Origin of the sequence: Streptomyces davaonensis JCM 4913 (genome assembly GCF_000349325.1) — a bacterium.
Lineage (GTDB): Bacteria > Actinomycetota > Actinomycetes > Streptomycetales > Streptomycetaceae > Streptomyces > Streptomyces davaonensis.
Genome location: NC_020504.1, coordinates 8,533,300 through 8,558,657, shown reverse-complemented (window position 1 = coordinate 8,558,657; position 25,358 = coordinate 8,533,300). Strand labels below are relative to the sequence as shown.

The 25,358-nt window shown below is 67.5% G+C and carries 13 protein-coding genes and 1 pseudogene; 10 read left to right on the top strand and 4 right to left on the bottom strand.

From position 1 onward, the window contains the following. Window positions 1-23 precede the first annotated feature (23 nt). The 7 genes from brxD to BN159_RS44405 all read left to right on the top strand — a co-directional run bounded on the left by brxD (window position 24) and on the right by BN159_RS44405 (window position 13,209). Window positions 24-1,418, top strand: a complete 1,395-nt coding sequence (gene brxD, locus BN159_RS37760; protein ID WP_015662320.1) for a BREX system ATP-binding protein BrxD — start codon at window positions 24-26, stop codon at window positions 1,416-1,418. A gap of 91 nt (window positions 1,419-1,509) precedes the next feature. Then, window positions 1,510-3,657 carry a DEAD/DEAH box helicase gene (locus tag BN159_RS37755; RefSeq protein ID WP_015662319.1) on the top strand — a complete coding sequence of 716 codons (2,148 nt, stop codon included), beginning with the start codon at window positions 1,510-1,512 and terminating at the stop codon, window positions 3,655-3,657. Window positions 3,658-4,000: 343 nt separating this feature from the next. Beyond that, window positions 4,001-4,414 carry a helix-turn-helix domain-containing protein gene (locus tag BN159_RS43020; RefSeq protein WP_051113588.1) on the top strand — a complete coding sequence of 138 codons (414 nt, stop codon included), beginning with the start codon at window positions 4,001-4,003 and terminating at the stop codon, window positions 4,412-4,414. Then, window positions 4,411-5,196 carry a hypothetical protein gene (locus BN159_RS37750; RefSeq protein WP_157901135.1) on the top strand — a complete coding sequence of 262 codons (786 nt, stop codon included), beginning with the start codon at window positions 4,411-4,413 and terminating at the stop codon, window positions 5,194-5,196. Before BN159_RS43020 ends, BN159_RS37750 begins: the two co-directional genes overlap by 4 nt. A gap of 86 nt (window positions 5,197-5,282) precedes the next feature. Next, complete coding sequence (locus tag BN159_RS37745) at window positions 5,283-6,548, top strand: restriction endonuclease-related protein (protein ID WP_041822158.1); 1,266 nt, start codon at window positions 5,283-5,285, stop codon at window positions 6,546-6,548. Beyond that, a complete protein-coding gene (locus BN159_RS37740; RefSeq protein WP_231905670.1) occupies window positions 6,545-9,829 on the top strand; it encodes a hypothetical protein in 3,285 nt (1,094 codons plus the stop codon). Before BN159_RS37745 ends, BN159_RS37740 begins: the two co-directional genes overlap by 4 nt. Window positions 9,830-10,029: 200 nt before the next feature. Continuing rightward, the gene (locus tag BN159_RS44405) at window positions 10,030-13,209 is read left to right on the top strand and encodes an RNaseH domain-containing protein (protein WP_015662314.1); all 3,180 of its coding nucleotides are present in this window, start codon (window positions 10,030-10,032) and stop codon (window positions 13,207-13,209) included. Window positions 13,210-13,494: 285 nt separating this feature from the next. Here BN159_RS44405 and BN159_RS37730 read toward each other — a convergent pair whose 3' ends face one another. The 4 genes and pseudogenes from BN159_RS37730 to BN159_RS37715 all read right to left on the bottom strand — a co-directional run. Beyond that, the gene (locus BN159_RS37730; protein WP_015662313.1) at window positions 13,495-14,382 is read right to left on the bottom strand and encodes a DUF5655 domain-containing protein; all 888 of its coding nucleotides are present in this window, start codon (window positions 14,380-14,382) and stop codon (window positions 13,495-13,497) included. Window positions 14,383-14,768: 386 nt separating this feature from the next. After that, a complete protein-coding gene (locus tag BN159_RS37725; RefSeq protein ID WP_157901133.1) occupies window positions 14,769-15,440 on the bottom strand; it encodes a hypothetical protein in 672 nt (223 codons plus the stop codon). Beyond that, the gene (locus tag BN159_RS37720) at window positions 15,424-21,735 is read right to left on the bottom strand and encodes an ATP-binding protein (protein ID WP_157901132.1); all 6,312 of its coding nucleotides are present in this window, start codon (window positions 21,733-21,735) and stop codon (window positions 15,424-15,426) included. The genes BN159_RS37725 and BN159_RS37720 overlap by 17 nt, the downstream gene beginning before the upstream one ends. A gap of 524 nt (window positions 21,736-22,259) precedes the next feature. Beyond that, a pseudogene (locus BN159_RS37715) lies at window positions 22,260-23,123 on the bottom strand (FUSC family protein); the annotation flags it as partial. Window positions 23,124-23,319: 196 nt separating this feature from the next. Here BN159_RS37715 and BN159_RS37710 point away from each other — a divergent pair. From BN159_RS37710 to BN159_RS37700, 3 genes are read left to right on the top strand one after another with little or no spacing between them, the layout of a single operon-like run. Continuing rightward, entirely contained in the window at window positions 23,320-23,796 is a 477-nt protein-coding gene (locus BN159_RS37710) for an Lrp/AsnC family transcriptional regulator (protein WP_015662308.1), read from the top strand. Window positions 23,797-23,815: 19 nt separating this feature from the next. Then, window positions 23,816-24,508, top strand: coding sequence for an HAD family hydrolase (locus BN159_RS37705; protein ID WP_015662307.1), 693 nt, complete (start codon window positions 23,816-23,818; stop codon window positions 24,506-24,508). Window positions 24,509-24,561: 53 nt separating this feature from the next. Next, window positions 24,562-25,311 carry a hypothetical protein gene (locus BN159_RS37700; protein WP_015662306.1) on the top strand — a complete coding sequence of 250 codons (750 nt, stop codon included), beginning with the start codon at window positions 24,562-24,564 and terminating at the stop codon, window positions 25,309-25,311. Window positions 25,312-25,358: the final 47 nt, after the last annotated feature.

Here is a 25,358-nt window from a genome sequence, read left to right as displayed (position 1 = left end):
ACCGCCCCGGCCGCCAGGCCCGCATGCTGGCGGTCGGGCCGACGACCGGATGGGAGACTGTCCGGGTGAACGCGTTCGGATCTTCAACACCCGGTACCGGCTCCCCGGTCGGCGCCGTACGACGACGCGCCGTGGTGGACGCCCTGCGGCGCGGCGCCGTACCGGAAAGCGGCCTGGACCTGCTCGCCACCGGCCTCGACCGCTTCGAACGGGCCGTCGACGAGGAACTGGACACCGTTGCCGCCGGCGGCTCGGTGTTCAAGGCCGTCCGAGGGGAGTATGGCTCCGGCAAGACCTTCTTCACCCGCTGGCTCGGCGAGCGTGCCAAACGCCGCACCTTCGCCGTGGCCGAGGTACAGGTGTCGGAGACCGAGACCCCGCTGCACAAGCTGGAGACCGTCTACCGGCGCCTCACTGAACGCCTCACCACCGCGAGTTTCCCGCCCAGCGCGCTGCGGCCGGTCGCCGACGCGTGGTTCTACGCCCTGGAAGAGGACGCCCTCGCCGACGGCACGGACGAGAGCGAACTGTCCCAGGCGGTGAACCGGCTGCTCACCGCCCGCCTGGCCGAGGTGTCCCGACACGCTCCCGCGTTCGCCACCGCACTGCGCGGCTACAAGCAGTCCCTCGACGCCGGTGACGAGGCCACCGCCGCCGCGGTGATGGCCTGGCTCGGTGGCCAGCCGCACGTCGCCGCAGCCGCCCGGCGCAGCGCAGGCGTCCGCGGTGACCTCGACCACTTCGGCGCGTTCGGTTTCCTCCAGGGCCTGCTCACCGTCCTCAGGGACGCCGGACACGCCGGTCTCGTCCTCGTCCTGGACGAGGTGGAAACCCTGCAGCGGGTCCGCTCTGACGCCCGCGACAAGGCCCTCAACGCGCTGCGGCAGCTCATCGACGAGGTCCACTCCGGCCGCTTCCCCGGCCTGTACCTGATCATTACCGGCACCCCCGCCTTCTACGACGGGCAGCAGGGAGTGCAGCGGCTCGCACCGCTCGCCCAGCGCCTGGCCACCGACTTCACCACCGACCCCCGCTTCGACAATCCCCGGGCCGTCCAGATCCGGCTGCCCGGATTCACCGAAGAGTCCCTGACCGGCCTGGGCGCCACCATCCGCGACCTGTACGCCGAAGGCTCCCAGGCCCCCGACCGAATCAAACAGCTCGCCGACGATGCCTACCTCACCGACCTGGCCCGGGCCGTGGGCGGAGCGCTTGGCGGAAAAGTCGGTGTGGCCCCGCGCCTGTACCTGAAGAAGCTGGTCGGTGACGTCCTGGACCGGATCGACCAGTTCGACGACTTCGACCCGCGCAAGCACTACAAGCTGACGGTGGGCAGTGGTGACCTCACCGCCACCGAGCGGAACTTCGCCGCGCAAGCGCCAGCCGCCTCGGCCGACGACCTAGATATCGACGTCTGAAGGTCCTGCTTTCCAGTCCCCAACCGAGCCCGGGCCTCTCAACAGGCCCGTCTGACTCCGACCTCTGACGACCAGTGCAGGAGGCAACCGCGTGCAGGACCAGCCGCACGGCACCGACCCGGTGGAACGCCTCGACCCGGTGGTCCTGCACCACATCGTCAACACCCTCGGCTGGCCCGATCTACGACCCCTGCAGAAGGCCGCCGTCCACCCCCTGATGGACGGCGAGGACGCGATCCTGCTCGCGCCGACGGCAGGCGGCAAAACGGAAGCCGCCACCTTCCCCCTCCTGTCCGCAATGCGCCACAAACAATGGACCGGCACCTCGGTCCTCTACCTGGCCCCGCTCAAGGCACTCCTGAACAACCTGGTGCACCGCGTCGACAGTTACGCCCAGTGGCTGGGCCGCCGGGCCGCGCTCTGGCACGGCGACACCCCCGAGTCCGCACGCCGCCGCATCCGCACCGAATCCCCCGACGTGCTGCTCACCACGCCCGAATCCCTCGAAGCGATGCTCATCAGCGTCAAAACCGACCATGCACACATGCTGGGCCGGGTGCGTGCCGTAGTCGTCGACGAAGTGCACGCCTTCGCCGGGGACGACCGCGGCTGGCACCTGCTCGCCGTACTCGAACGCCTGGAAAAGCTGACCGGCCACCGCATCCAACGCGTCGGCCTCTCCGCCACCGTCGGCAACCCCGACGCCCTGCTCACCTGGCTCCAAGGCGCCGACCCCGACCACCGCTCCGGCCGGGTCGTCGCCCCCGGCGTCACCCTGCCCACCCCCACCGACGACTCGGCACTGCCCCGCCCCGCGGGAGAAGTCGAGCTCGACTACGTGGGATCACTCGCCAACGCCGCCAAGGTGATCTCCTCCCTGCACCAGGGGGAGAAACGCCTCGTCTTCTGCGACTCCCGTAAGCAGGTGGAAGAACTCGGGGCGGCACTGCGAGCCCGCGACGTCACCGTCTTCCTCTCCCACGCCTCCCTCTCCACCGACGAACGCGCACGCTCCGAGCAAGCCTTCGCCGAAGCCCGTGACTGCGTCATCGTCTCCACCTCCACCCTGGAACTCGGCATCGACGTCGGCGACCTCGACCGTGTCATCCAGATTGACTCCCCCAGCACGGTAGCCTCGTTCCTGCAGCGCATCGGCCGCACCGGACGTCGCGCCGGCACCTCCCGCAACTGCCTGTTCCTCACCACCCGGCCCGACGCCCTCCTCCAAGCCGCCGGCCTGCTCACCCAGTGGGCCCGAGGCTGGGTGGAACCCGTCACCCCGCCTCCCTCACCCCGCCACCTCGTCGCCCAGCAGCTCCTCGCCGTCGCCCTCCAGGAACACCGCATCGGCGACAGGCTCTGGCCCGAGCACTGGAACGGCCTCGCCCCCTTCGACCGTTCCGCCACCCCCCTCCTGACCCACCTCGTCGCGGAGGGCTTCCTCGACAGCGACGGCGGCATGCTCTTCATCGGCCCCGAAGCCGAGAAACACTTCGGGCGCCGCCACTTCATGGAACTGACCGCCTCCTTCACCGCACCACCCGAGTTCACCGTGCTCGCAGGACGCACCGAGATCGGCACCACCGACCCCACCGTCCTCACCGAAGAGCGCCGAGGGCCGCGCCGTCTCCTCCTGGCCGGCCGCAGCTGGCAGGTCACCTTCATCGACTGGGCCCGACGCCGAGCCTTCGTCGAACCCGTCGAGGACGGCGGCGTCGCCAAATGGCAGGGCAGCGAAGCCCGCGGCCTGTCGTACGCACTCACTCGGGCGATGCGCGACGTGCTCCTGGGCACCGATCCGGACGTCCGCCTCACCCGACGAGCCACCGCGGCCCTCGCCGAACTGCGCACCGACCGCGCACCCTACGAAGTGCACCCCGCGGGCACCCTGCTCGTCCGCGACGCCGACGCCACCCGTTGGTGGACCTGGGCCGGCTATCGCGCCAACGCCACCCTCGCCGCCTCCCTCGGCAACCTGGCCGATCCCGTACAACGCCCCACGGACACCCACGTCCGGCTCCGCCAGGACCTCTCCCTCACCGACTGGAAAACCGCCCGCGGCGAACTCCCCGACTCCCTCACCCTGCCCACCGTCGACCCACGAGCCGTCCGCGGCCTGAAGTTCTCGGCGGCACTCCCCTCCCGCATCGCCACCACCACCCTCGCCGAACGCCTCGCCGACTTCGACGGCGCCCTCGCTGTCGCCCGTGAACCCGTACGGATGGAATGGGGGAGCTGATCAGCCAACCGGGCTGGGTCCGGGAGAACACCACCTTCAACATCGCCGCGAAGCTCAGGAACCGGCTCCACTGGTCCATCGTCACGAACTGCGCAACCACTACGGCCGGACGCCTTGTCCAGAGAACGGGCCTTGCCGGTCATCGCTCGGCGCCCGCCCTCGAGCCCGAGCCACCCATCCTGGGAACGGGACTGTGCCCACGGAGGCGCGGGAGCCCTATCCCACGGGACGGGCACGCGGCTGCCGATGGGTGTTGAGGACGGTTGCGACGAAGACTTCATCGCGGTTCCCTGGGTGCGTGCCATAGTCGGTATGGAAGATCGACGCGACGAAACTGACCAAGATGCGGAAGGAGCGCGGCGTGTCCCCAGAGGACGTGGCAGACCGGATGGGGGGTGTCTGCCCGGTGATCCACTACTACGAGGCAGGCGTGCACTCTCCCTCGGTGTCTCGCCTGGGGGATCTGGCCCTGGCCCTGGGGTGCGCCCCGGACGACTTGATCGCCAGCCCACGAGGAGAAGCGTCCCTGGTTGATCTTCGGTCCGTGGCCGGCTTCACAACAGCTAGCGTGGCGGCTCGCCTACGGGGAGACCCTGCGAGCCACGGGCAACTCATCGACCACCGCAAGATCCGGGACCTGGAGGAGGAGAGGAAGGTGCCAGGGAAGATGCTGTGGGACCCGGAAACCTCGGGGCTGCTTGCCAGCGCCCTGGCCCGGATGTACGGGGTCCCGCCCCGGGTTCTGATGGACGCGTGATGCGTAGCCGACCGGATGACGTCCCTCCGAAGCCCCCTTCCAAGGGCAGGACACACCCATCCGTACGGGCAGCGGAGATCTGGGAGGGCCTCAATGAGCGGCAGCGCATCTATCTGACGGCCTGCTACCAGGAGGACCAGGAAGTTGAGCGTCAGGTGACGGCTGCTCGGGCGACCAGTTCAGGGAAGCGGATTCCCGCGGCGGAGTGGAGGAAAGTCCCGTTCACGATCAAAGCCGACCCGGCGTTCACGGGGTACACGGCTCTTCAGGACCGCCTACGGGTACTGGGCGAACATGACGCCGGCGCCGGCCAGACGTTCAAAGCTCTGGCCACGCGCGGGCTTGTCGTGGTCTCGGAGGACCAGGTCGAGGTGTTCCCCCTGGGCTTCGTTCCACGGGTCCTGGTGGAACTCACCCGCTTGGGCCGAGCCTGCGCGCGAGCTGGCCTCGGTGAGGCACTTCCGCCACGGCGGCCGGCGCACCTGCTTTCAGAGTGGCTGTGGTCCAGTCTGATGAAGGTAGCTTCTGCCGAACCGGATGGCCTACCGGAAGATGATATGTGGGGGAGGTCGAAGTTCTACCTGGGAACGGGGTACCGGTCGCGCGGGGGCAGCAGCCGCGGCCTGATCGACGAGTTTGCGGTGACTGAAGGGGAAGGCGAGGAGGCGTTCGTGAGGGAGTACCGGTGGCGCCTGACTGACGCCGGACGCCAGCACATCACCCAATACCGGGACGCCTATCGAGGCATGTACCCAAATGTCCCCATCGTGGAGCTTGCATAGGAGGCTTCCGCACGCTCCATCACCCGAACTGATGAATTACCACTCAGATGGCTGCGGAGAAATGGTGCACACCTAAGGTCGACCAGGTGAACACACGCTCTACTTCCGCCAGTTCATTGCATGACGCCGAGATCCGGCATGTCGTCATGACCGCTGCCGCCATGGCCGCGAGGGCACTGACCGGGTCCGACAGCAGCACAGACCCAGAAGTCCGCCTCAAGGAGATGATGGACGCCCACGCGAGGATCCTCTGGGCGTGGGGTCCCGGAAAGCCCCTGACCTTCACCAAGTTCCGGGAGATGCTGACGGAAGACCTGTCGGCGCTCCTGCCCGACGGCGTGGACGCCGGCGAGATGTCGGGCTTCTACGCCATCACCGAGGACGGGGAGTTCGAGGAGGACTCCTACGACCTGGAGATGGAGCAGCGGACCGTCCTGGAGGCGCTCGACAAGGCGTCGTGGAACGGCCGGTCAGCGATGGGTGATCGGGTCAGCGACGAGCTGCACCAGACACTGGTGCACCGGGAACTGCTGAAAGGTCGCTCGCAGGAGTCCTACTGCGCATGGCGGTCGGCCCTGATCACGACTCCGGCGGGGACCGCCGGGGAACTCCGCCGTCTTGATCTCCCCGCGAAGCTCGACGAGTTCTACGAACCTATCCGGTTCGACGCGCTCTACGACCAACGGTGGTGGTTCGCGTGCCCGTTCTGCTCGTGGCCCATGAAGATCACGCTGCATGGCGAGAAGCGTGGCTCCGCGGGGAAGGTCCGTTGCTTCCACCGGCCGCACGCCCGGCATGGAGCGCGGTACGAGTTCACGGTTCCGGACAGCGGCAAGGCGCCGGAGCTGCGGCCCGTGGGCAGGCCGTTGAAGCCCGAGGGGAATGCGAGCGTCCTGTTCAAGGACATCACGGATGGGATCCCCGAGCCGACTCCGGAGAAGGGGCACAGGGCCCTGGTGCGGGGAGTATGGCGGTGCACGACGATCCCGGGGATTCCCGAGCTGGGCCTGTATGACGCGCTGTCGAAGCCGACCCTGAAGAAGAAAGAGGTGGCCGTGGCACTGTGGCCGGATATGGACACCTACGACCTGCTGGTCACGGTGTCACGGGAGCGCGGGGCGAGGACTGAGTTCAAGGTCGATGTGAAGGACTACACCCACGCGACGCTCCTGGCTGACAAGATCACCGCCGACCGGGGTGACGGGGGCGGTGCTGACTGGTTAGTCGTTCCGGACTTCCGGTACGACACGGTGCCGATGCTGGAGGACGTCAGCCGGAAGTGGATGCGGGTGGCGACCGCTGGGGATTTCGGCGCGCGGGTGTGCCAGGAAGCGGGTGCGACGTGGGCGTGACGAAGAAGCTGTCGAAGGGTCTCGGTTCCGCATCGGCCGCGCTGGCCCTGGCGGCGCACTACTTCCCGGAGAAGGACGATGACGGCAATCTGGTGGCCTCGTTCCGCCACGCGTCGTTCTTCTTCACCGGCCACCTGGACCTGTGGGACCAGTGGCGGGAGATGCCGCTCGCGGACAAACAGCGGATCGCCGGTGTCATCCGGTACGGGCCGCAGGACTTCGCCTCGTCGGGGGTGTTCACCCGGTTCGTACGTGGCTGCCTGGCGGAGCAGTCTCCGGACGGCGGTATCCCGTTCGAGGCGGTGGGGGATCCTGGCAGCGCCGTGTCCGCGAGGCCGCGGGTCGGTGGCGATCTCCTCGCCCACGTCGATCGCATGCTGGAGAGGCTGTCGAAGTCGTACGGGCGCAGGAGGGCGAATCCCCCGGCCGGCCCGGGGACGTGGCTGACGGCCAAGCGGTACGCGTCAGGGAAGGGTGAGATCGTCGGCCGGGCGGTCATCCCGGCAACCGGCACCTTCACGAGCGGGAAGGATCTCGATGACCTCCCCGAGGTGCACACGCTCCCCTACGAGCCGGATCTGAAGATTCCCACCCCTGATCTTCTGGAGCACGCGAAGGAGGTCGACCGGGTCCGCTACGAGGAGCACGGTAAGGAGGGGTACCTCTTCGACGTCCTGTCCAAGCTCTTCGACGAGCTGCATACGACCGACGACATCAGCGTCGGTGACGCCCTGATGCTCCTCGCTGGGCCCATTGAGATCTTCAACGCCCCTACCGGAACCGGGAAGAGCGTCCTGGTGAGGGTCGCGGCGTCCTGGCTCGCCGTCAACGGGTACGCGATCACCCTGGTCCTCCCAACCGTCGAGGCGACCCTGTCCGCCGCATGGGAGATCAAGGAAGACCTCAGAGCCCTTGGCAGTACGAAGACCTGCGCTCCTCTGATGTCGCCCTCCCGGCTCCACGACCGGGCCATGAAGTTGGTCTCCCGCATCGAAGGCCCTCTCATCGGCCAGGACGACGAGACGCTGTGGCGTCTCGACACCCTCTCCTACGGGTGCGCTCTCAAGCACGCGACGACCAGCACGCACCCGTACCCGCCGGGCAGCGAGTCGTGCCGGTATCTGGGCCCTATCCCTCCGATGACGGGGAGTCGGTCCTGCTCGTGGATGCAGACCTGCGGAAAGTACGAGCAGCAGCGTCAGGCGTGCGAGGCCGCGGTCGTGGTGACCAACCACCACAACTTCATGGCCGGGCGGTTCCACATCGGCGTCATACTCGACGGCAGGCAGGCTGGCGACCTGTCCGTGGCCGAGTTCGCGTTCCGCCGCTCACACGCGGTCCTGATCGACGAGGTCGACCAGTTCCAGTCGGTAGCGGTCGACATGTGCTCCAGCGAACTGATCCTTGACTCCCGGCAGCGCAAGAGCGTTCCTCTTCGCGACCTGGACGACGACCAGCGGATCATGTCGTCCGAAGCCATCAAGGAGCTGTGCCCCACCATCAGCCACGCCCGCTACTTGGCGGAATTCCTCCTCGCCGCGCTGTGTACCGACGAACTTCACCTGCGCTACTACGAGGGACGGGGCGAGGCGAAGGACACTCACGGTTCGAACAGCAGCATGTGGCACCTGTCCGGGTCGCGGGATCGGCGACTGATCACGCTCTTGTTCCCCGAGGAGGACGTCACCGATGCTCAGGAGATTCCGGCCGAGCTGTTCGACAGGCTGAACGCCCTGCACCCCGTGCACCCGGAATCGTCCGAGGACGCGCCTCCGGGCCGCATCCACGACATCTCCTTGGAACCGCACTTGAAGGAGGTGCAGGAGGTGCTGGGGAACCTCCTCGCTTCACGGGGAGAAGACCTCCTTACCCAGGCCCGATCCGAGATGGACAAGATCCTCAAGGGCGCCGTCCCCAACGGCTATGACCGGGGCGAGGCCATTGAGCTCCTGATCATCCGCGTATGGCTGGCCGAACTGGACATGACCCTTGAGCGCCTCCGAGGGAAGACCGCTCAGTTCAAGGCCGCGGGACTCCCCTCCGCGCAGAAGCTCGGAGAGAAGCTGGAGACCGGCGTGGCGTCCGGCATCCTGCCCTACGGCATGCTCGGCAAGGGCGTCTTCGGCTACCGGGTCACCGGTCTGGACGACCCGGAGAAGTCCGCCGAACTCACCTCGCAGAGCATCTCCGGCGATCCCCACACCTACACCGCGCAGCTCGGCGGCATCGTGTCTCTCGTGCTGGCCGGCGTCGAGCGTCCGGTCATGGGCCTGTCGGCGACCGCCTACTTCCCCCAGGCCGTACGTGAGCACGTCCACGGCCACGTGAAGTGGTGGATGACCGATGCCGACCCGGAGAGCATCAGCGCCATGCAGGCGCCGCTCAAGGACGCGCTCAACCGCGACATCCAGATCTCCGGACTCCCCCAGCACCTCAAGAGCAAGGCTCTCAACGCGCTCGGGGAGAAGCTCTACACCGACAGGATCCACCCCGAGCTCACCGAACTCCTCGAAAGCGACCCCGACCGTGCGCACGTGGCGGTCGTCGTCAACTCCTACGAGCACTGCCGCCACATCGCCGCCGGCATCTACGCGTCCGGCGACTACCGCGACGGTCTATGCGTCGCTGTCCCCCCAGATAAGTACCGGCGTGACCGGCTCCGGGAGGCCATCAAGCTCCCTCCTGGCGTCATCGAGCTGACACCAGAGGAATTCACCACGTTCCCCAAGCGCGGGAAGATCCTCGTCGTCCCCATGGCGAGGATCGCGCGCGGCCTGAACATCGTCATCGGCCGCCGGTCGGCGATCACCAGCGTCTACCTGTGCACGCGCCCCCTCGCTCTACTCACCGACCCACCGGAGATGTACGCCTCCATCAACGCTGCCGGGATCAACGCCGTTACTCCCGCGAGTGACCCTCTGGAAGTCCTTCGGAAGGCGCGAGAGGCGGCCTGGTCCCGGCTCCGACTGATCATGCGCTCCGCGCCTGGGTTCGTCAGTGCCCACAAGACCCTTCAGGAGGAGATCGTCGCCGGGATGATCGTCGACATGATCCAGCTCGCCGGCCGGGCCCGCCGCGGCGGCACGGACATGACGCTGCACTTGGTGGACTACGCCTTCCACAACGACTCGTGGAAGTCCGACCTGAAGAACATCCTGCGCCGGATGCACGAGAAGTGGACTCCGGACGTCCGGCGGAGAATGGACGCGATCTACCGCGAAGCACTCGCCGCGTTCCTCGCGTACGCCGGGATCAACTCCGAGGAATCGGAAGGGCATTGATCGCGCGTCCAGCCGTGCTATGGTGACGCACGGCTGGACGCGCACTGCCCAGGCGAATGACGGAAGCTCCCATGCAGCGACCGTTTGCCAAAGGCCCCGTTGGACCCGCGCGATGAAGTCCCGTTTCGGGCACGCACATCACTGCCAGGCATCGTCAACGTCTCGGCGGGAAGCATGGGATACCGCGCGAGGGAACAGACATGCCCAAGCGGCAAACACCGTTGCAGAAGGATGCCCGGAAGCTCCAGCGGCGTACGGACTACACCTACACGCAGGCCCTGGATATCATCCGCCTGCTCCAGAAGCCCGCAGCACGATCGCCGCAGGAACTCACCTCAGTAGCTGAGGCTCTCCTCGCCGATCAGGATCAGGCACACCTCTGCCCTGTCTACGGCGCTCTTCCCCCGGCGATGGCCGGCAAGCTGCGCTTCCACTACTTCATGGGCATCCATCGTCTCGGCAGCTACGTCACCAAAGACGACTGCCTGATCGGCCGCAAATCACGGGCGGCGGCAGACGAGGCGCCCGGTGACGAGAGCCTCTCCTCTGCCTCGCACTCCCCCATCCCGGCGTACCGCCGTACGGCCAGAAACGGAGCACTCACCCCGATGACCGCTCAGCCCCTGGGCCAGCCGTCCAAGGTCAACAAGAAGCAGCAGCTGAACGTCGCGGCATACCTGTGCACCCCGCAACTCCTCGACGGCGCCACCGTCGTGGTCCGCGAGTTCGACAACGGGTTCAAGCACCTCTGGAGAGGCTTCGACCGCGCGTACAAGGACCTCGCCGGCCGAGAAGAGGTCCAGGCCCCCCACTCCATCGTCACGACCGCACTGCGCTGCCTGACCGGCGGCTACGTCCACTTCGACCCCTGGGCCGGCGTCCTCGTCACCCGAGTCGAGATCGACAACGACACCCTCCGCGACGCCTTCACCCTCATGGTCGGCATGGCCATGGGCACCCCCATCGACCAGATCAGCCTCAACAACCCCGACCCGCTGGCCGTGAAGGTCGCCAACACCCCACAGGAACACCGCCTCCTCGCCGACTACCTCATCACCAACGAGAACGGCCAGCCGGACGCACCGGGCTGGGTGTACCGGACGGTGACGTGGGACCTGTCGATCCGACTGACCGCACGTCCATGGAAGGTTGACGGGCAGGAGATCACACTCCGCCCGGACAGCGAGGGCGGCCTGATCGCCTGGGGCCACCCCTGGTCGAACAAGACCGGCACCGCGCACGCCGTGGCACGCATCCGGCTGTCCATGAAGACCCTCCCCAACCTCTCCCACCCCGTGATCCTGGCCTCCTCCCAGGTGACACGCCTCAAGTCCAACCTGGCCTACGCACGGAAGGTGCTGGTCGAGCAGGCCGACCCCGACCTCCCGCTGATCGAGGTCGAGCTGGACGGCCGCGGCAAGATCCGCCAGATCAACCGGATGGCGCTCCAGATCCTCGCCAAGCTCGGCATGGACTACACCACCCTGAGCCTCATCCAGAACCGGGCCCAGGCCGAGGCCGACCACGACGCCACCACGCAAGACGCTGAAAGCGGCGAGGGCGAGATCCGGGAAGCACTCCCCCCGATCGGCCCGGACAGCAAGATCCGCCCCATTCAGGGCAAGAGCTACAAGTTCCCCATCGGACGCGGCGTCGGCATGCACCACATGCGCGAGCTGGACCGGCACATCCGCGACGTCTTCGGCGACGCCGCGACGAGCCCCGACATTCACCTGAGCACCCGAGGGTTCCCCCGGAACGACCCGAAGAACCCTCTCCCCGCCCCGGCCGAGGTGACCCGCTCCCTCACGTCCATGGGATACGAGCACCTGCGAATCGTCTGCCTGTGGAGCAAGGACGAGAACCGCACCCGCATGATCAACGGGCTGTGTGACGCCTACAGCCTGCCCACCCAGAGCATCGACCCCACAGACGGCGTCCCCATCCCGCTGCACGACGACACTGTCAGCGTCGTGTTCCACCACGCCCCCGCCTTCCTCGCGCACGGCCCCGCCAAGGGCCGGACCGGGCTGGTCGACGAACTGCCCTTCCTTCGCCGAGAACCGGGAACGCTCGTAGCGGTCTGGGCGGAGACCGAGTACACGGCCGAGCCCATCGAGGACACCACCGAAGAGGATGCTGCCGAGAGCCGGCGAGACCGGCGCCAGCGATCGAGGAACGACGAGACCGACGCCAAGTACCAGGGACGCCGGATCATCGCCCAGAGGGGCATCGTGTCGCAGTACATCGCCGACATGAAGCAGACCAAGCGCAAGCGAGACCAGGGCAAGGACCACCAGGCGCTGTACTCCCTCGTCGACCTGCACCGCAACATCGGAATCCTCGACGAGCGCATCGACACGGCCCTGATCGACCCCATCGGCGCCCACGCCCCGCATGGCGTCGCACACGTCGGGATCCACGTACGCCGGCAGAGCAAGCAGCACCCCAAGGAGAAGGCGAAGATCTGCATCACCGCAGTCGCTCTGGTGCCTCCTGCCGTAGAGGGAGGCGCCTGGACGCTCCACGGCTGGAGCTACACCAGCCCGAAGTGGCAGCACTACAGCGACGCCATCGCAGCCTTCCACGCCCTGGACTACCCGACCGGCAAGATGACCGAGCTGGTCGACGACAACCAGGGTTACAAGAAGGTCGCCGAGCAGATCGACCAGGCCCTCTCCGACCTGACCGTCCACATCGGCCGCCTCCCCTACACCGTCACCGTGGACGGAGTCGGAACCCGCAGGCTGTGGGGCGGCCTTCACAACAACAAGCAGGGCCTGACCGGAGAACCCGGAGACACCTGGCTCCCCGGCAGCACGCTGCGCCACCAGGACCGGCCCATCGCCGTCATCCGGCTCAACAAGAGCGCGGAAGAGGTCCCGCAGCCCATCGGTGTCAGCCGGTTCGACGCGGACGGGAACCTAATCGGCACCAACAGCACCACGACGTCGCTGTACCGGCTCGACAGCGACCTCGGCCCCGCTGCCTGGATCCTGTCGAACGTCCCTCACCAGTACGACGGGAACGGGGCGGGCCGTCTCGGTGGAGACAAGACCCGCTGGACCGCCGGCCACGGCTCCAAGGAGAAGGGCAGCATCTCGAAGAACGAGGTCGCCGCCAACTGGTACACGATGAACGGCACCGAGATCTACCCCTTGTCCCTGGCGCCGGGGGTAGACCAGGACGTGCTCGCCAACCTCACCGCGCGCCTGTGCAACCGCCCACTGGCATGGAGCAACCGAACCCGCTACCCCGTCCATCTCCACGCTGCCCAGCAGATGGACCTCGACCACCCGCAGTACCGCCGCACCGCCCCCCAGGAGGACAACGAGGCGGAAGCGACCGGCGACACACAGCAGACCGCCGACCAGGAGTAGCTCCGGCATCCCGGCAGAAGCCGCGGCACCCAATCGTGGGGATGCCAACGTGCTGAAATGCGCCTCGACGAGCGACTTGCTCGGCGTGACGACGATCGGTCAGAGCGTCTCACTCCAAGAGGCCGAGGCAGCTGCACAACATAGCGGGGGACCGCCGGTTACCCAAACCGGCGATCCCGCGCATCATTGATGGTCCACCGCCACCACCTGCCCGTACGTCGAGAGGCATCACGAAACGATCACCGACGCGTGGAGTGCGACTCGACCGAGACAGCCATTGTCGTCTCACGCCGCCGCGTAGCTCGCGCGGAACAGGTCCTGGGCGCGCTCCAGGTCCCGCTCCGTGCGGAGCTGTACCTCCAGGTCGCCCGTGCCGTGGTGGCCGAGCCCCGTCACGTCCCGGGTGAACCCTGGAACCAGGTCGACACCCTTCGGGTCGGCTTTGAGGTAAACGAGGAGCTTGGTCTGCTGCGGCGGGCAGACGCAGGCGAAGTTCCGAAGCCGCTGGTATGCGACGTACTGCTTTCGCCGGACCCGGGTGACACCGTCCCCGAGGCCGAGCAGCACCTCGTCCACCGCCCCGGCCAGCTCTGCCATCGCTCCGCCCTGCCTTCGGGCCGCAGACAGCCTGGCCGCATGCCTGCGCGCCCGCTTGGTAGCGGCTGAGTGCCCCGTAACCGATGCCACGGTCTCAAGGCCGAAGTGATCGTTGCCGAAGAACCGGTAGCGGACCAGGTCGATGCAGCGCCGATACTCGCGTATGGCGTGCGCGTCGTAGCGGGAGAAGTCACCAGCGACGCAGATCAACCGGGGTGCGCTCCACAGGACCTGGGACGCGGCCGAAGCCCCGAGCCGGTCGCGGACCAGGTTCCGGAAGGCGTCCTTGTGCGCCGTCAGCCACGCCATGTAATAGAGGCCCTGATTGATCACGCCGACCGCGGTGCCGCGCTTGTACTCGACCACCACGGGGGCGTTGTTCTCGTCGAGCCCCAGCGAGTCAATCCGGCCACTGTCGATACAGTCGATCACGTACTCGCTCGCCAAGAACCGCACGCCCAGCAGAGTCTCCATGTGCGCCTCGACGAGATCCTGCACATCCGCCTCGACCTCGGCGAGGCGGGGCATGACCTCGGTCACGCCGCCTTTCGTGTTGAACAGCCTCAGCCCCGACACCGTCCCCTCCTCCGACTACCTGGGGCTGCAACACCAGACGATGATCGAATTGTTTCCGTCGGGGCCTTCGGAGCTGTGAAGATTGTGTGAGACCCCGTGTAACGGCCCACCGGGGTGCCTGCTCTATATTTTTGCCCCAATAGCCCCGGACTTCGGCACACTCCCAAATCCGCGATAGTTCGGCGGGCAGGAGAAGATCGCCCCAAGCCAAGTGCGAGATGGTCGAAGTCCTTCCCGCCGTCGGACTCGGCGTGCTCAAGGCCGGCTACCCCCACCGTGACGGCTATGGCCGAACTCATCCGCGCCCGCGTCATCACCTACGGCCTGGGCAAAACGGCAAACATCCGCGCCACCGACGTAGCCCTCAGCGGCAGGGGCCGACCCTCCTACACGGATTCCCCATCGCCGTCAGCGTCTTCATCTGGCGAGGTGGCAGCCTCTACCACCGCCCTCAAGAGCTCAGTGATGGTGTTTCGGTATGCCTCCGCGAGTTCGGCAAGCACTTCGATGACGGCCGCCGTCCCGGAGCGGTCGACATCAACATCGGCGTCCGCGGAGGTCTCGCCCTCGTCTCTCTTCTGGAGGGCTGCTGCCCTTCTCGGCAAGTGGGCCGCATACCGGAGGACGGCCGACTCCTCTTCGGTGAGATGGGGGCCGAATCTGTTCAGCCAGTCTTCCTCGGCCTCCGGACGGTCGTCGGTCGTCAAATCGACAAGGATGGCCAAGACATTGTGGTGAATTTCGTGCAGCCGCGTCTGAACGGTGGGCCGAGACCATCTGTCGTTCCCCGGTTCAGGAAGCGCATCGAGCGTCGCAGCCAGTTTCGCCGCGTACGGGGGCGGCCATCCAGAGGGCCACGAGGAGCGAGCCTGCCAGAGTCGCAGGATCGCGTCCCGTGCCTCAGCGGCGCGGGCTGCGGCGTCCGGCGCGTTCCCCTCGCGCGCCTGATCAGCTTCCGTCACAAGGCGAGCTGTGTGATGGGCAAGCCACCGGACCAGGGTGTTGTTGGTGTGCTCGTCGCCGAACTCGGCCAGAATGCGTTCACCGAGCTCGGCCACGGAGTCCACTGGCGGAGAGGTTTCCGGTGGCGTCGAGGAGATAGATGCGGCTGACGGGGATCCGGTACCCGTCTCGTCGTTGTCCGGTTCGGCGCCGTGCAATCTGAACCTCCGTGATGAGGCTTGTTCCTGTGACAGCGAGATACCGCAGCAATGCGTCCCGCCTGACATGGACCCGGTAACCAGATGAGACGAACGGGGGTGCCGAGTCACTGCCCGGGTCCGGGTCGGCCCATTGCTGAGCCTGTGCCACGATGCCTCCGTCGTGCGCTGTCAACGCGAGACGAGCAGCGTCGAGTGCCGTGCGGCTCTGAGTCCTGAACGCCGTCCCGGGCAGTGGAAGTTCACGACGCATTTCGTAGGCATATACATCGTGCCGGTCAAGGTATTCCCTAGGCTCGTAAGGATCCAGAATCCATCCGCTGAGGTGAAAGGCACCGTCGTCGACTTCGAACTCTTCCTCTTCTTCGTCGGGCAGCTTCCAGTCCGTCGGGTTGGAAGCCGAGGCGAGCGCACGCTGCAGATCGGTGGCATGGCGAGGGTCAACGACGGCCGAAGCCACCCTCACTGTCTCGTGGCTGTCGGAACCCTGGAGTCGGGCACTCGCCGCCACACGGATCATGTCCGATGCGCCGTTGTCACCGGTCAGTCCGAGGGCATGGTCGAAGTCAGCGGGCGATGCGGTGTCCCAGGTCGCGGACCGCGCCCGGGGCAGAAGGAATTCCGGCTCGGCCGGGACCAGCGTCCCAAGGTCTGCGAGCCAGCCTGTCGGGGCCGGGAGGTGTGGAAGTAGCCAGTCCTCCCAGGAGTCAGCCTGCTCATGTGCCCAGGTTCCGGCACGGACCGGACAGCCTTCGTCGGCAAGGTGCCCGGCCGTGGCCATCATGGCGTGATACTCGATGTAGAGCCGGAGATTCTCCTCGCGAGGAAGGCTTCCGTGTCTGTGACCGGTGCGTTCCCAGGAGCGCTCGTCTCGCAGCTCTCGGGCATCGGTCCACCAGTCGTCATTACTCAAACCCCATCGGTCGAGGATGAATTCCTCGGCGGTCTCGGCGATGACATCGACTTCGACATCGAAGACCTCGGCCAGCGGCCCGTACCAATAGGGGATGGTGTCCATGGAATCGAAGTCGTACCGGCCGTCCCGGGAGATTCTTTCGCGTCGCCCGTAGCTGCGTCCGTAATCCACGAACCAGCTGGAGGGCTGGTTGGCCAGGCGAAGCGTCTCGACCTGCGTGGGATCGGCGTTGGCCGCTGCCGCGACCGCCAAGGCACTGCGGCGTGCCAGTTCACGGATCTGGGCATGGGGGAACACCCGGTCCGTGGCGATGCACACGAACTCACGGAAATGCGCGGCAAGTATGTCGGGACGCTCTGCTGCCACCCGCTCAATTGCCGCGAGAAGTGCGGCGGTCGCCGAGAAGCGGTAGAAGTGCAGGTTCGTATCCCGGAAGGCTCCCGGTGCATCGCTGCCCAGGCGTTGCACGAGGTCCGCCGCAAGCGACTCGGCGACAGCAGCGGAGGACGCGGTCAGTAGCTCGCGGGTGGAATGTGCCGCACGCCAGCGCAGTTCCCGCCGAGGGTGGCCGAAGGTGCTCCACAGCAGGAGGGGAACGGCCGTCGCCGGACTCTGCTGTTCGATGGCCACGGTGTCCGGCGGAACGCGGTCGTCGAGGAGCCCCAGGAGGGCCGAACCCGCTTCGCCCGGGGGACACAGATGACCAAGAAGGGCTGCGATGCTCCGCCAGCCATAGGCCCGCAGATCCTGCCGTGCCTCCGGCAGGGCAGCCAGGGCGGCCTGCCGGATAGTCAAGTCGTCCCCGAAGGCGCGTAGTTGTTCGATCGTGCCCCGCACGTCATGCCCCCAGAACAGCCCGGCGAAGAGTCGATGCATCAGGTCGGGGAGCCCCGCAGTAGCCCACGTCATTACATCTGGCGTAGAGCTCCAGCGGCGGACTTGGTCGGAAAGGACCGCCAGTACATCCCTCGCGTCCAGGTCCGGCAGCGAAGCGACGATCGTGAGGGCGTCCAGCCGCTGCCCGTAGGGAACGCGCTGGAGAACCGCCGTGATGAATCCACGCAGTTCGTCGCCGTACACACGAGCGTCGACCAGCGTTCCCACGTCCTCTGCCAGCGACAGCCAGCTGCGAGAGGCGGCATCGGCCAGCAACGTCTGCACCTCGGGAGCGCGACCCTGGCTGCCGCCCCAGTCCCGGGTGGCAGCGTGGCCAATGACCGCATCCTCTCGCACGTCACCCAGCCGGATCACGGATTCAAGTGCCGACCTCACACTACTCCCGTGCCCCAACCGCTCAGCAGCGTCGACAAGGCGCCATGCCATAGCCTGCTGATCGCGTGCGGGAACACGACGCCTCACCCATTCCACCGCTCTCAACAGGACACGGCGGCACTCCTGCCTTTCCGCAGCACCGCCCGCCGCCAACCGTTCGGCGATGTTGAGTTGCAGATACCAACGACCTCCGTCATCGCCGATCAAGTGGTCCAGGAAGAGCACCTGCTGCGAGGGTACCCCTCCGTTGCGAACTGCACCGGTGAGTGCGGCAGGCAAGGTCGACGAGAGCCCGATGCGATCCTGGTCGTCCCATCTGCTGGCTGCTGCAAGGCCGGTGAACGGGTCCAGGCGGGCTGCAGCTTCGACGATCTCCGTGTAGGGAATCTCGGCGGCTTCGCTGACGTGCGGGGCCATCTGTTCCGCGGCTCGGACGAGACGCGCGGCAGTATGAGCCGGATCAAGACTGGAGACGTCAGCGCGATGGGCGAGGTCTACGTGGACCTCCAGAAGGCGGGCCGCGTCGTCGTTGATCCCGGTTGCCGCATCCACAGCCTGGTCGAAGAGATGTCTTCCCAGGTCCACATCCACCTTCGTTCCCAGCTCCGCCAAGCGAGCAAGGAGGTCGAGGCGTTCCCGCGCTGGATAGTCGTGGCTGTTGACGTAGCCGGCCGCCCGTGTGCACAGGTCAGCTGCCATGCCCTGGAGATGCCGGTACGGCAGGAGAAGGGCGGCCAATTCCATCCACAGTTCAGGAGCACCGCCACGACGGATGGTCTCGGCAGCCCCGGCCAGACGATCGACGACTTCCAGTGCCACGTCGGTGTCCAGCGCAGCCGAGGCCACGAGGCTCGCCCAGGCCGGATAGGACCTGTCGTACGTGAACCACCGGTGGGTGGCGCGCTCCATACGTGCGGCGATTCCTCGATCACAAAACGCGAGGACCTCATCGGCGTCCACCTCCCTCAAGGACGCGCGTGCAACCAGCACAGCGGCTGCGGCAATGGGCTTAACGAGCTGGAGCCATTCATCGCGGTCGCGCGCCCGGGAGTCCATGGTGCGACCCGTTTCTCCGGTAGGTGCCCTCAGTTCGGCGGGAACGAGTGCGGCGACGTCCATGTCGTTGCCGCTGAGCACCGCGTCTGCGGCATGACAGCGCAGAATAGCGGTGCCATTTTCGGTGGATCCCGCATAGTCCCAAAGCCCGCTGGGCAGCGCCGTGGACCAGCGTTTGGCCAAGTCGGCGGTCATCTGACGGTCACCGTGCCGGAGAGCCGCGTCAAGCAGTCGTGACTGCCCCGGCAGGGGCTCGGCAGGCAGGTCCATCAGCAACGCGGCAAGTACTTCGTCGACCCACTCCGCGTCCGGCTCACCGGAAGGCGATACGACAGCGACGAAGAAGCGAGCCTGAGCCTCTGCCGGAACCCGGTACCTCTTCAGCAGCCCTCGTACGACGGTAGGATCGACATCATTCGCGAGGCGTTCTGCCAACGCCACGGCGGCATCCAACACAAGGTCCCCTGGGCGCCACCGCCGCAGCTCCCTGAGCGCAGCCCTGACGCCATCAAGTCGATAGCACGCCTCCGCTGCCGCAGCGACGTCGTCCGACGTGACATCCCAGTGTCTGCCCTCCCCGTCCCGCTGCGCCATCCAGCGACGCAGCCAGCCCCCGGCGCTCTCCAGGTCAGCACGGGCGGAGTCGTGCCGTTCAGGCGTACGGGACAACACCGCGGCCATCTGGAGGAACATCGGGGCGAGCCAAGACCCGCCCCGCGTGCGCAATACGTGGGCTCGCAGGAGGTCCGGGTCCGTGTAGCGGGCGACCAGATCCAGATGTGACTCGGTCAGGCTCGACAGCGTGTCGAAACGTGACGCCGTGTCACAGCCACGGACGGCCAGTCGTACGGCGGCTGCCGCGTCGGCCGTCTCGGCTGCAGCCCGCACGGCCAGATCCAGGCGCCGGCCCTGGACCTCTTCGCGGCGGAATCCCTCCGTGATGCCGACCGGACTGGGTTCTTCCAGCACAAGTTGCAGTAGCTCCTCCAAGCGGCCTGACGCTGCCAGATGGTCCGCCACATGCGCTGCGGCGTCAACGTCGTTCGCCCGCGCCGCGAGACACAGATCAGCCAGTCGGCTGTGGGCCGCGATCACTTCGGAGGGATCCACGCACTCCCTGACGTGCGTTTCGAAGTCTTCATCCCGGAACTGGATCGAGTCATCGACGACCCGGACTCCGGGGGCGAGACCCGCAGCAAAGTTCCTGACGGCCGCCAGGTCAACGTCGAGAGCGGTGGCGAGTGTCTGAAGCCGTACTGGGCGGGAAAGGGCAAGCATCACCGCGAGCCATCGCAGACCGCCGGCATCCGCGCCGCCAACCTGCAGAGCGGAGTCGATTAGGTCATCAAAGACCGCCTTGGGGGTCCGCTCCGACTTTGCCAGCAGCGTGGACATGTCCCAGGCATGCTCGGCTGCTTGCTGAAGGGCGTAAAACTGGGCACGGGGATTCCCTTGAGTCCTGTCGTGGAAGGCGTGCGCTTCCTCCTCGGAGGCGTCCGGGCGGTGCCTACGCAAGTGCGCCGCAGACGTAGGAGCGTCAAACACTGCGAGAGGAACCTCCTCAGCAGCCGTCGTGGCTCCCAACGAACCGACCCGATGGCTGCGCGCGGTGAGCACCACGGAGACTCGCTCGGGCAGGGCGAGGCGGACCAGCTCCGGCAGAAAGGAGCGATTTCCGCATTCCCGAGCCGCTGTCGCGGCGTTGTCGGCAGCGTCGACCGCCAGGACGACCACGGCGTTCGGCGGGAGCCCGGCGACAGCCCCGTCGAGCGTGCGGCGAAGCCGCCGCCAAAGGTCCTCCTGCCGCTGCAAGACCGGAATGAGCAGCGGGGTGCCGCACAACTGCGCGAGTTCGTTGACCACTTGAGTGACGAATCGCTCCGGCGTGTGCCGTTCCTCACCCGCACTCAGATAGTCTCCGCCGCCATAGCAGTCGAAGTGGACGACCTGCGACCCCGCTGGCAGGTGGTCCTTCATCTGGCGGATCGCCGTGGTCTTCCCAGCCCCGGCATCTCCGTGAGCCACCACGAGGCGCCCAGAATTCCTCATGACAGCGTCAGCGATTGAACGGGCACCGGGTGCGGGAAGGGGATCAAGAACTTCCGTGAACCGAGCGGGAGCCGGGTACAAATCCAGCAGTTCGGGAGCCCCCAGTTCCGCAAGGACATCGCTTGCCGCCACTCCCTTGCGGTTGCTGTCCGGCAGGGCCTGAGCACGAACCAGGTGGAACAGCTTCAGGGCCGAGTCGTGCCCTTTGCCCGGTGTCAGCTCAGCCGCTCCGGACCGAACCGCGCGGGCCAGTGCGGCCCTGTCCATGGCACCCGTCTGCGACAGATCGAGGGCGCCCATGAACGCGCAGAACTCCCGACTGCTCAGCCGACTGCCCACAGCCTGGTACAGAGACCGGATCATGTCAGCCTGGTCGGTGGGTAGCGCAGCGAGAAGAGCCCGGGTCGGTACCGTCTGATCTTGACCTTGAACCCAAGCCGACGCAGTGGCAATACACGAGACCAGTTCGGGCGCGGCCGGTTGATTACTAACCAGCGCGATACGGGCCCTCGACGCGACATCGATCCCGTGATCGTCCACAAGCCGACGATAGGCAGCCGCCAAATCCGCGATGACGGATCGTGGTGGCGTCGTAGTGCCGTCAGCGCGACGCCGCACACTCCTCTTACAGAGCCGGGCCGATGTCCAAACGATGTGCGGGTGACGCGAGCTGTACTTCAGCTGCGACAGGACGAGCGCGTCCGCCGACGCGGCATCGTCGCCACCCAGGTACTCAGCGACATCCACCGTTTCGTACTCGTCGTCGGGATCATCGACGTGAGCAAGACCTTCGAGTGTGACACGCCGGAGATCGGTGCCCGGCTCAATCAATTTCAGCGCCCGACTAGCCGCCCACCAGAAGTGGAAATCGTCTCCGGCATTCGACTCCGGCGCACCCACCCTGTCCCCCCCCTTGTCCCTGCGCCGATCGAGACGACCCACGCGAGGGGCACAGGATAACGCCGAAATTCCAGGCAGTCCGGCGCCCAGGTTCCGGGTTCTCCACCATGCCTGACACCCCATCAGAGCGTCGCGAGCGTCATTTCAGTGCCAAGAAATCGCCCGTAACGCCCACACCGCACATTATGCACACGCGCGAAACCACAGCCCAGGAGCCCCTCGCGGCCGGTTCGAGGATGGCCACGCACTCCACGTGATGCGTCATCGAAAACGTGTCAGGGGCGCACCCGCCAGCTCTCTCGCAACCACCAGCTCCGTACACAAGAAGCTGCCAAGGTGCTGGTCCAGCACCCCACGACCAAACCTGACGATGCATCAGGAAAGTCAGCATGGGGTCAGCATGAGTCCGATCAAAGGTGATCGAACGTGCTGAGACTTGGGAATGAGGAGATCCCCCTGAAAGGGCTGCTGACCTGGGAGAAAGCCAGTCATGCCGGGATTGCCGCGCTGCGCCCCCTTGACGGCACGAAGAACATCATCCAGGTGTAGGAGACCGCGGCCGTGTAGAAGATGCCGAAGACGCAGACGGCGAGGATGACGGCGGTGGGGAGCGGCGCGCCGTCCACCGGGACCGCGACGGCGAGGCCGAGGCCGATGCCGATCACCGTGCCGAGGACCCGGCGGAAGCCGCGGACCAGGGTCTCGCCGCGCGAGGTGGTGTTGACGAACACCCACCAGGTGGCGCCGACGGCCCAGTACCAGCGCTCGCCGGAGACCAGTTGGCCCACAACGAGGGCGAAGCCTGCTCCTGCGGTCGCCTGGACGGCCTGGCGGGTGGTCACCCGGGCCAGGCCGGTGCCGCCCGGCGCGGCGGGCACCGGGGCGGGGGGCAGGCGGCGCTCGTAGCACCACAGACCGAAGCGCACTGCGGCGGCGACGAGCAGCGACAGCAGTACGGCGGCGTAGAGCTCGGGGAGGTGGCGCGGGGTCGCCTGGAGGAACTGCGCCACGAAGTACGTCATGAACGCGAAGACGCCGAGGCTGTGCCCGCGCGGGCCCCAGCGGCGGGCGTACACGCCCGCGCCGACGACCGCGAGGAAGGTGAGGTCGCGGGCGAGCGGCTGGTCGTGCAGTTCGGCAGCGGCGGCGAGCACGGGCAGGCCGACGAGCGGCAGCAGCGCGGTGGTGACCGCCTGGCCGCGCACGGTGGGGTCGGTGACGGTGAACAGGGCGAGCAGCGCGGCCAGGCCACCGGTGACGGCGCCGACGAGGGAGTGTCCGGCGAGTCCGCAGACGACGACCGCGAGACCGATGCCGACGACGGCCCGCGCGGCGAAGCGCAGCCGCGCCCGCCCCGGGTCCGGCGCCATGAACACCCTCTTCAGCACTGCTTTCCGCCCCCTGCTCAGAATTGGCATGAAAAAGGCGCCGCGGAGGTCCGCAGCGCCATCGACGGGTTCATTGCAGCATCCGTCCGGCTGCTGGCTCAAGTCGACTCGAATATGCTGGGCCATTGGCACAGGAATTCCGGTCCGGTCCCGCTCACCGGCGGGCCAACGGACCACGCACGAGGAGGCCGGCCCGATGGCCGTGGACGAGCTGGACACCCGCATCCTGCGACTGCTGCTGGAGCAGCCGCGCACCAGCGTGCGCGAGTACGCCCGCGTCCTCGGGATCGCCCGCGGCACCCTCCAGGCCCGGCTCGACCGGCTGGAGCGGGACGGTGTGATCACCGGCACCGGACCCGCCCTCTCCCCCGGCGCACTCGGCCACCCGGTGCTGGCGTTCGTGCACATCGAGGTCACCCAGGGCCACCTCGACGACGTGGGCGACGCGCTGGCCGCCGTACCGGAGATCGTGGAGGCGTTCTCGATCACGGGCGGCGGGGACCTGCTGACCCGGGTGGTGGCGCGGGACAACGCGCACCTGGAGGACGTGATCCAGAAGCTGATCAGTCTGCCGGGCGTGGTGCGCACCCGGACCGAGGTGGCCCTGCGCGAGCGGGTGGCGCACCGGATGCTGCCGCTGGTGGAGTCGGTGGGGCGGATGGCCCGCAAGTGATCCTTGACATGCTGACTCCATGAGCAGACTCGGCGGAATCTCGGTCATCTTCGATCTCGACGGAACGCTCGTGGACAGCGAGCCGAACTACTACGAAGCGGGTCGCCTGACCCTCGCCGAGCACGGCGTGCCGGACTTCTCCTGGGCCGAACACGAGGCCTATGTCGGCATCAGCACCCTGGAGACGGTCACGGACTGGAAGGCCCGCTACGGCCTGCGAGCCTCGGTGGAGGAGCTGCTCGCCGCGAAGAACCGCCGCTACCTCGCTCTCGCCCGCGCCGGCACGCGCGCGTACCCGCAGATGCGGAAGTTCGTGGAGCTGCTGGCCGGCGAGGGCGCCCCGATGGCCGTGGCGTCGGGCTCCTCGCGGGAGGCGATCGAGGCGGTCCTGGCCGGCACCGGCCTTGACGCCCAGCTGCGCACCCTGGTCTCCGCCGACGAGGTCGCCCACGGCAAGCCCGCCCCGGACGTCTTCCTGGAAGCCGCCCGCCGGCTGGGCGCCGAGCCCGCCGACTGTGTGGTCGTGGAGGACGCGGCCCCGGGTGCCGCCGCCGCGCACGCGGCCGGGATGCGCTGCATCGCGATCCCGTACGTCGCCGCGCAGGCCGGCGCCCCCGAGTTCGCGACGGCCGGGCTCCTGCTGCGCGGCGGCCAGGAGGAGTTCACGGCGCGGGCGGCGTACGAATGGCTCGCCGGGACCGGGCAACCCTGAGCCGGTCTCGACGGTCATGATGGCGTGATCCGAAGAGTGAATGATCAGCTTCCGTGGTGAGGCGGCAGCGGGGTGAGCTGATCCGCGTGTATCAGCTCCGGCACCTGCACACGGCCGGTGAGGGCGCGGAGCGGACCGGCCGGTGGTTCACCGTGGCGGCCCGGCTGGCCGCGGGCGCCGCCGTGCTCCTCGGCTGGCTGGCGGGGGCCCTGCTGTGGTGGCACCCCGACCCGACCGGACTGCGCCAGGCGCTCGCGGTGGGTGGCGCGGCCCTCGGCTGTGGGGTGGCGTGGGCGGTGCTGCTGGGGCGGGCCGTCCGCTGGCTGCGCGGCGGTGTGATCGCCGACGCGGGCAGTGAGCCGCCACCGGCCGGGCTGGTGCCCGACGGTTGGGGCGACCCCGAGTGGCTGTGGAACACGCTGCGGATCGCGAACCTGGTGCTGATGGGCTTTCCGATCGCCGGTCTGACGCTGGGCCTCGGCGCCACTGCCGCACCGGAGGACGTCGGGGAATGGGTGAGGTGGCCCGTCACCGGCGGGGCGCTGCTGATGACCGCACTCATGGGCGGGATCGTCGGCAGCCTGTCCGCCGGCCTCGGCGCGAGCACGGAGGACTGCTGGACGGTGCGCGGAGCCGTGGGCTGGCTGGTGGTCTACGGAGTGCCGTTCCTGCTGGCGGTGCCGTGGCTGTCCGGTCAGTACGAGACCTGGTCGGACGCGCTCGTCGCTCTGGCCGCGCTGTGGCTGCTCATCGCCCCCGTGAACAAGGTCGCCAAGGAGCTTCCGAGCGTCAGTTCCGACTGAACGGCCGGAACTGATCGCTCCAGACCCGTTGACCCTCACGCGGCCCG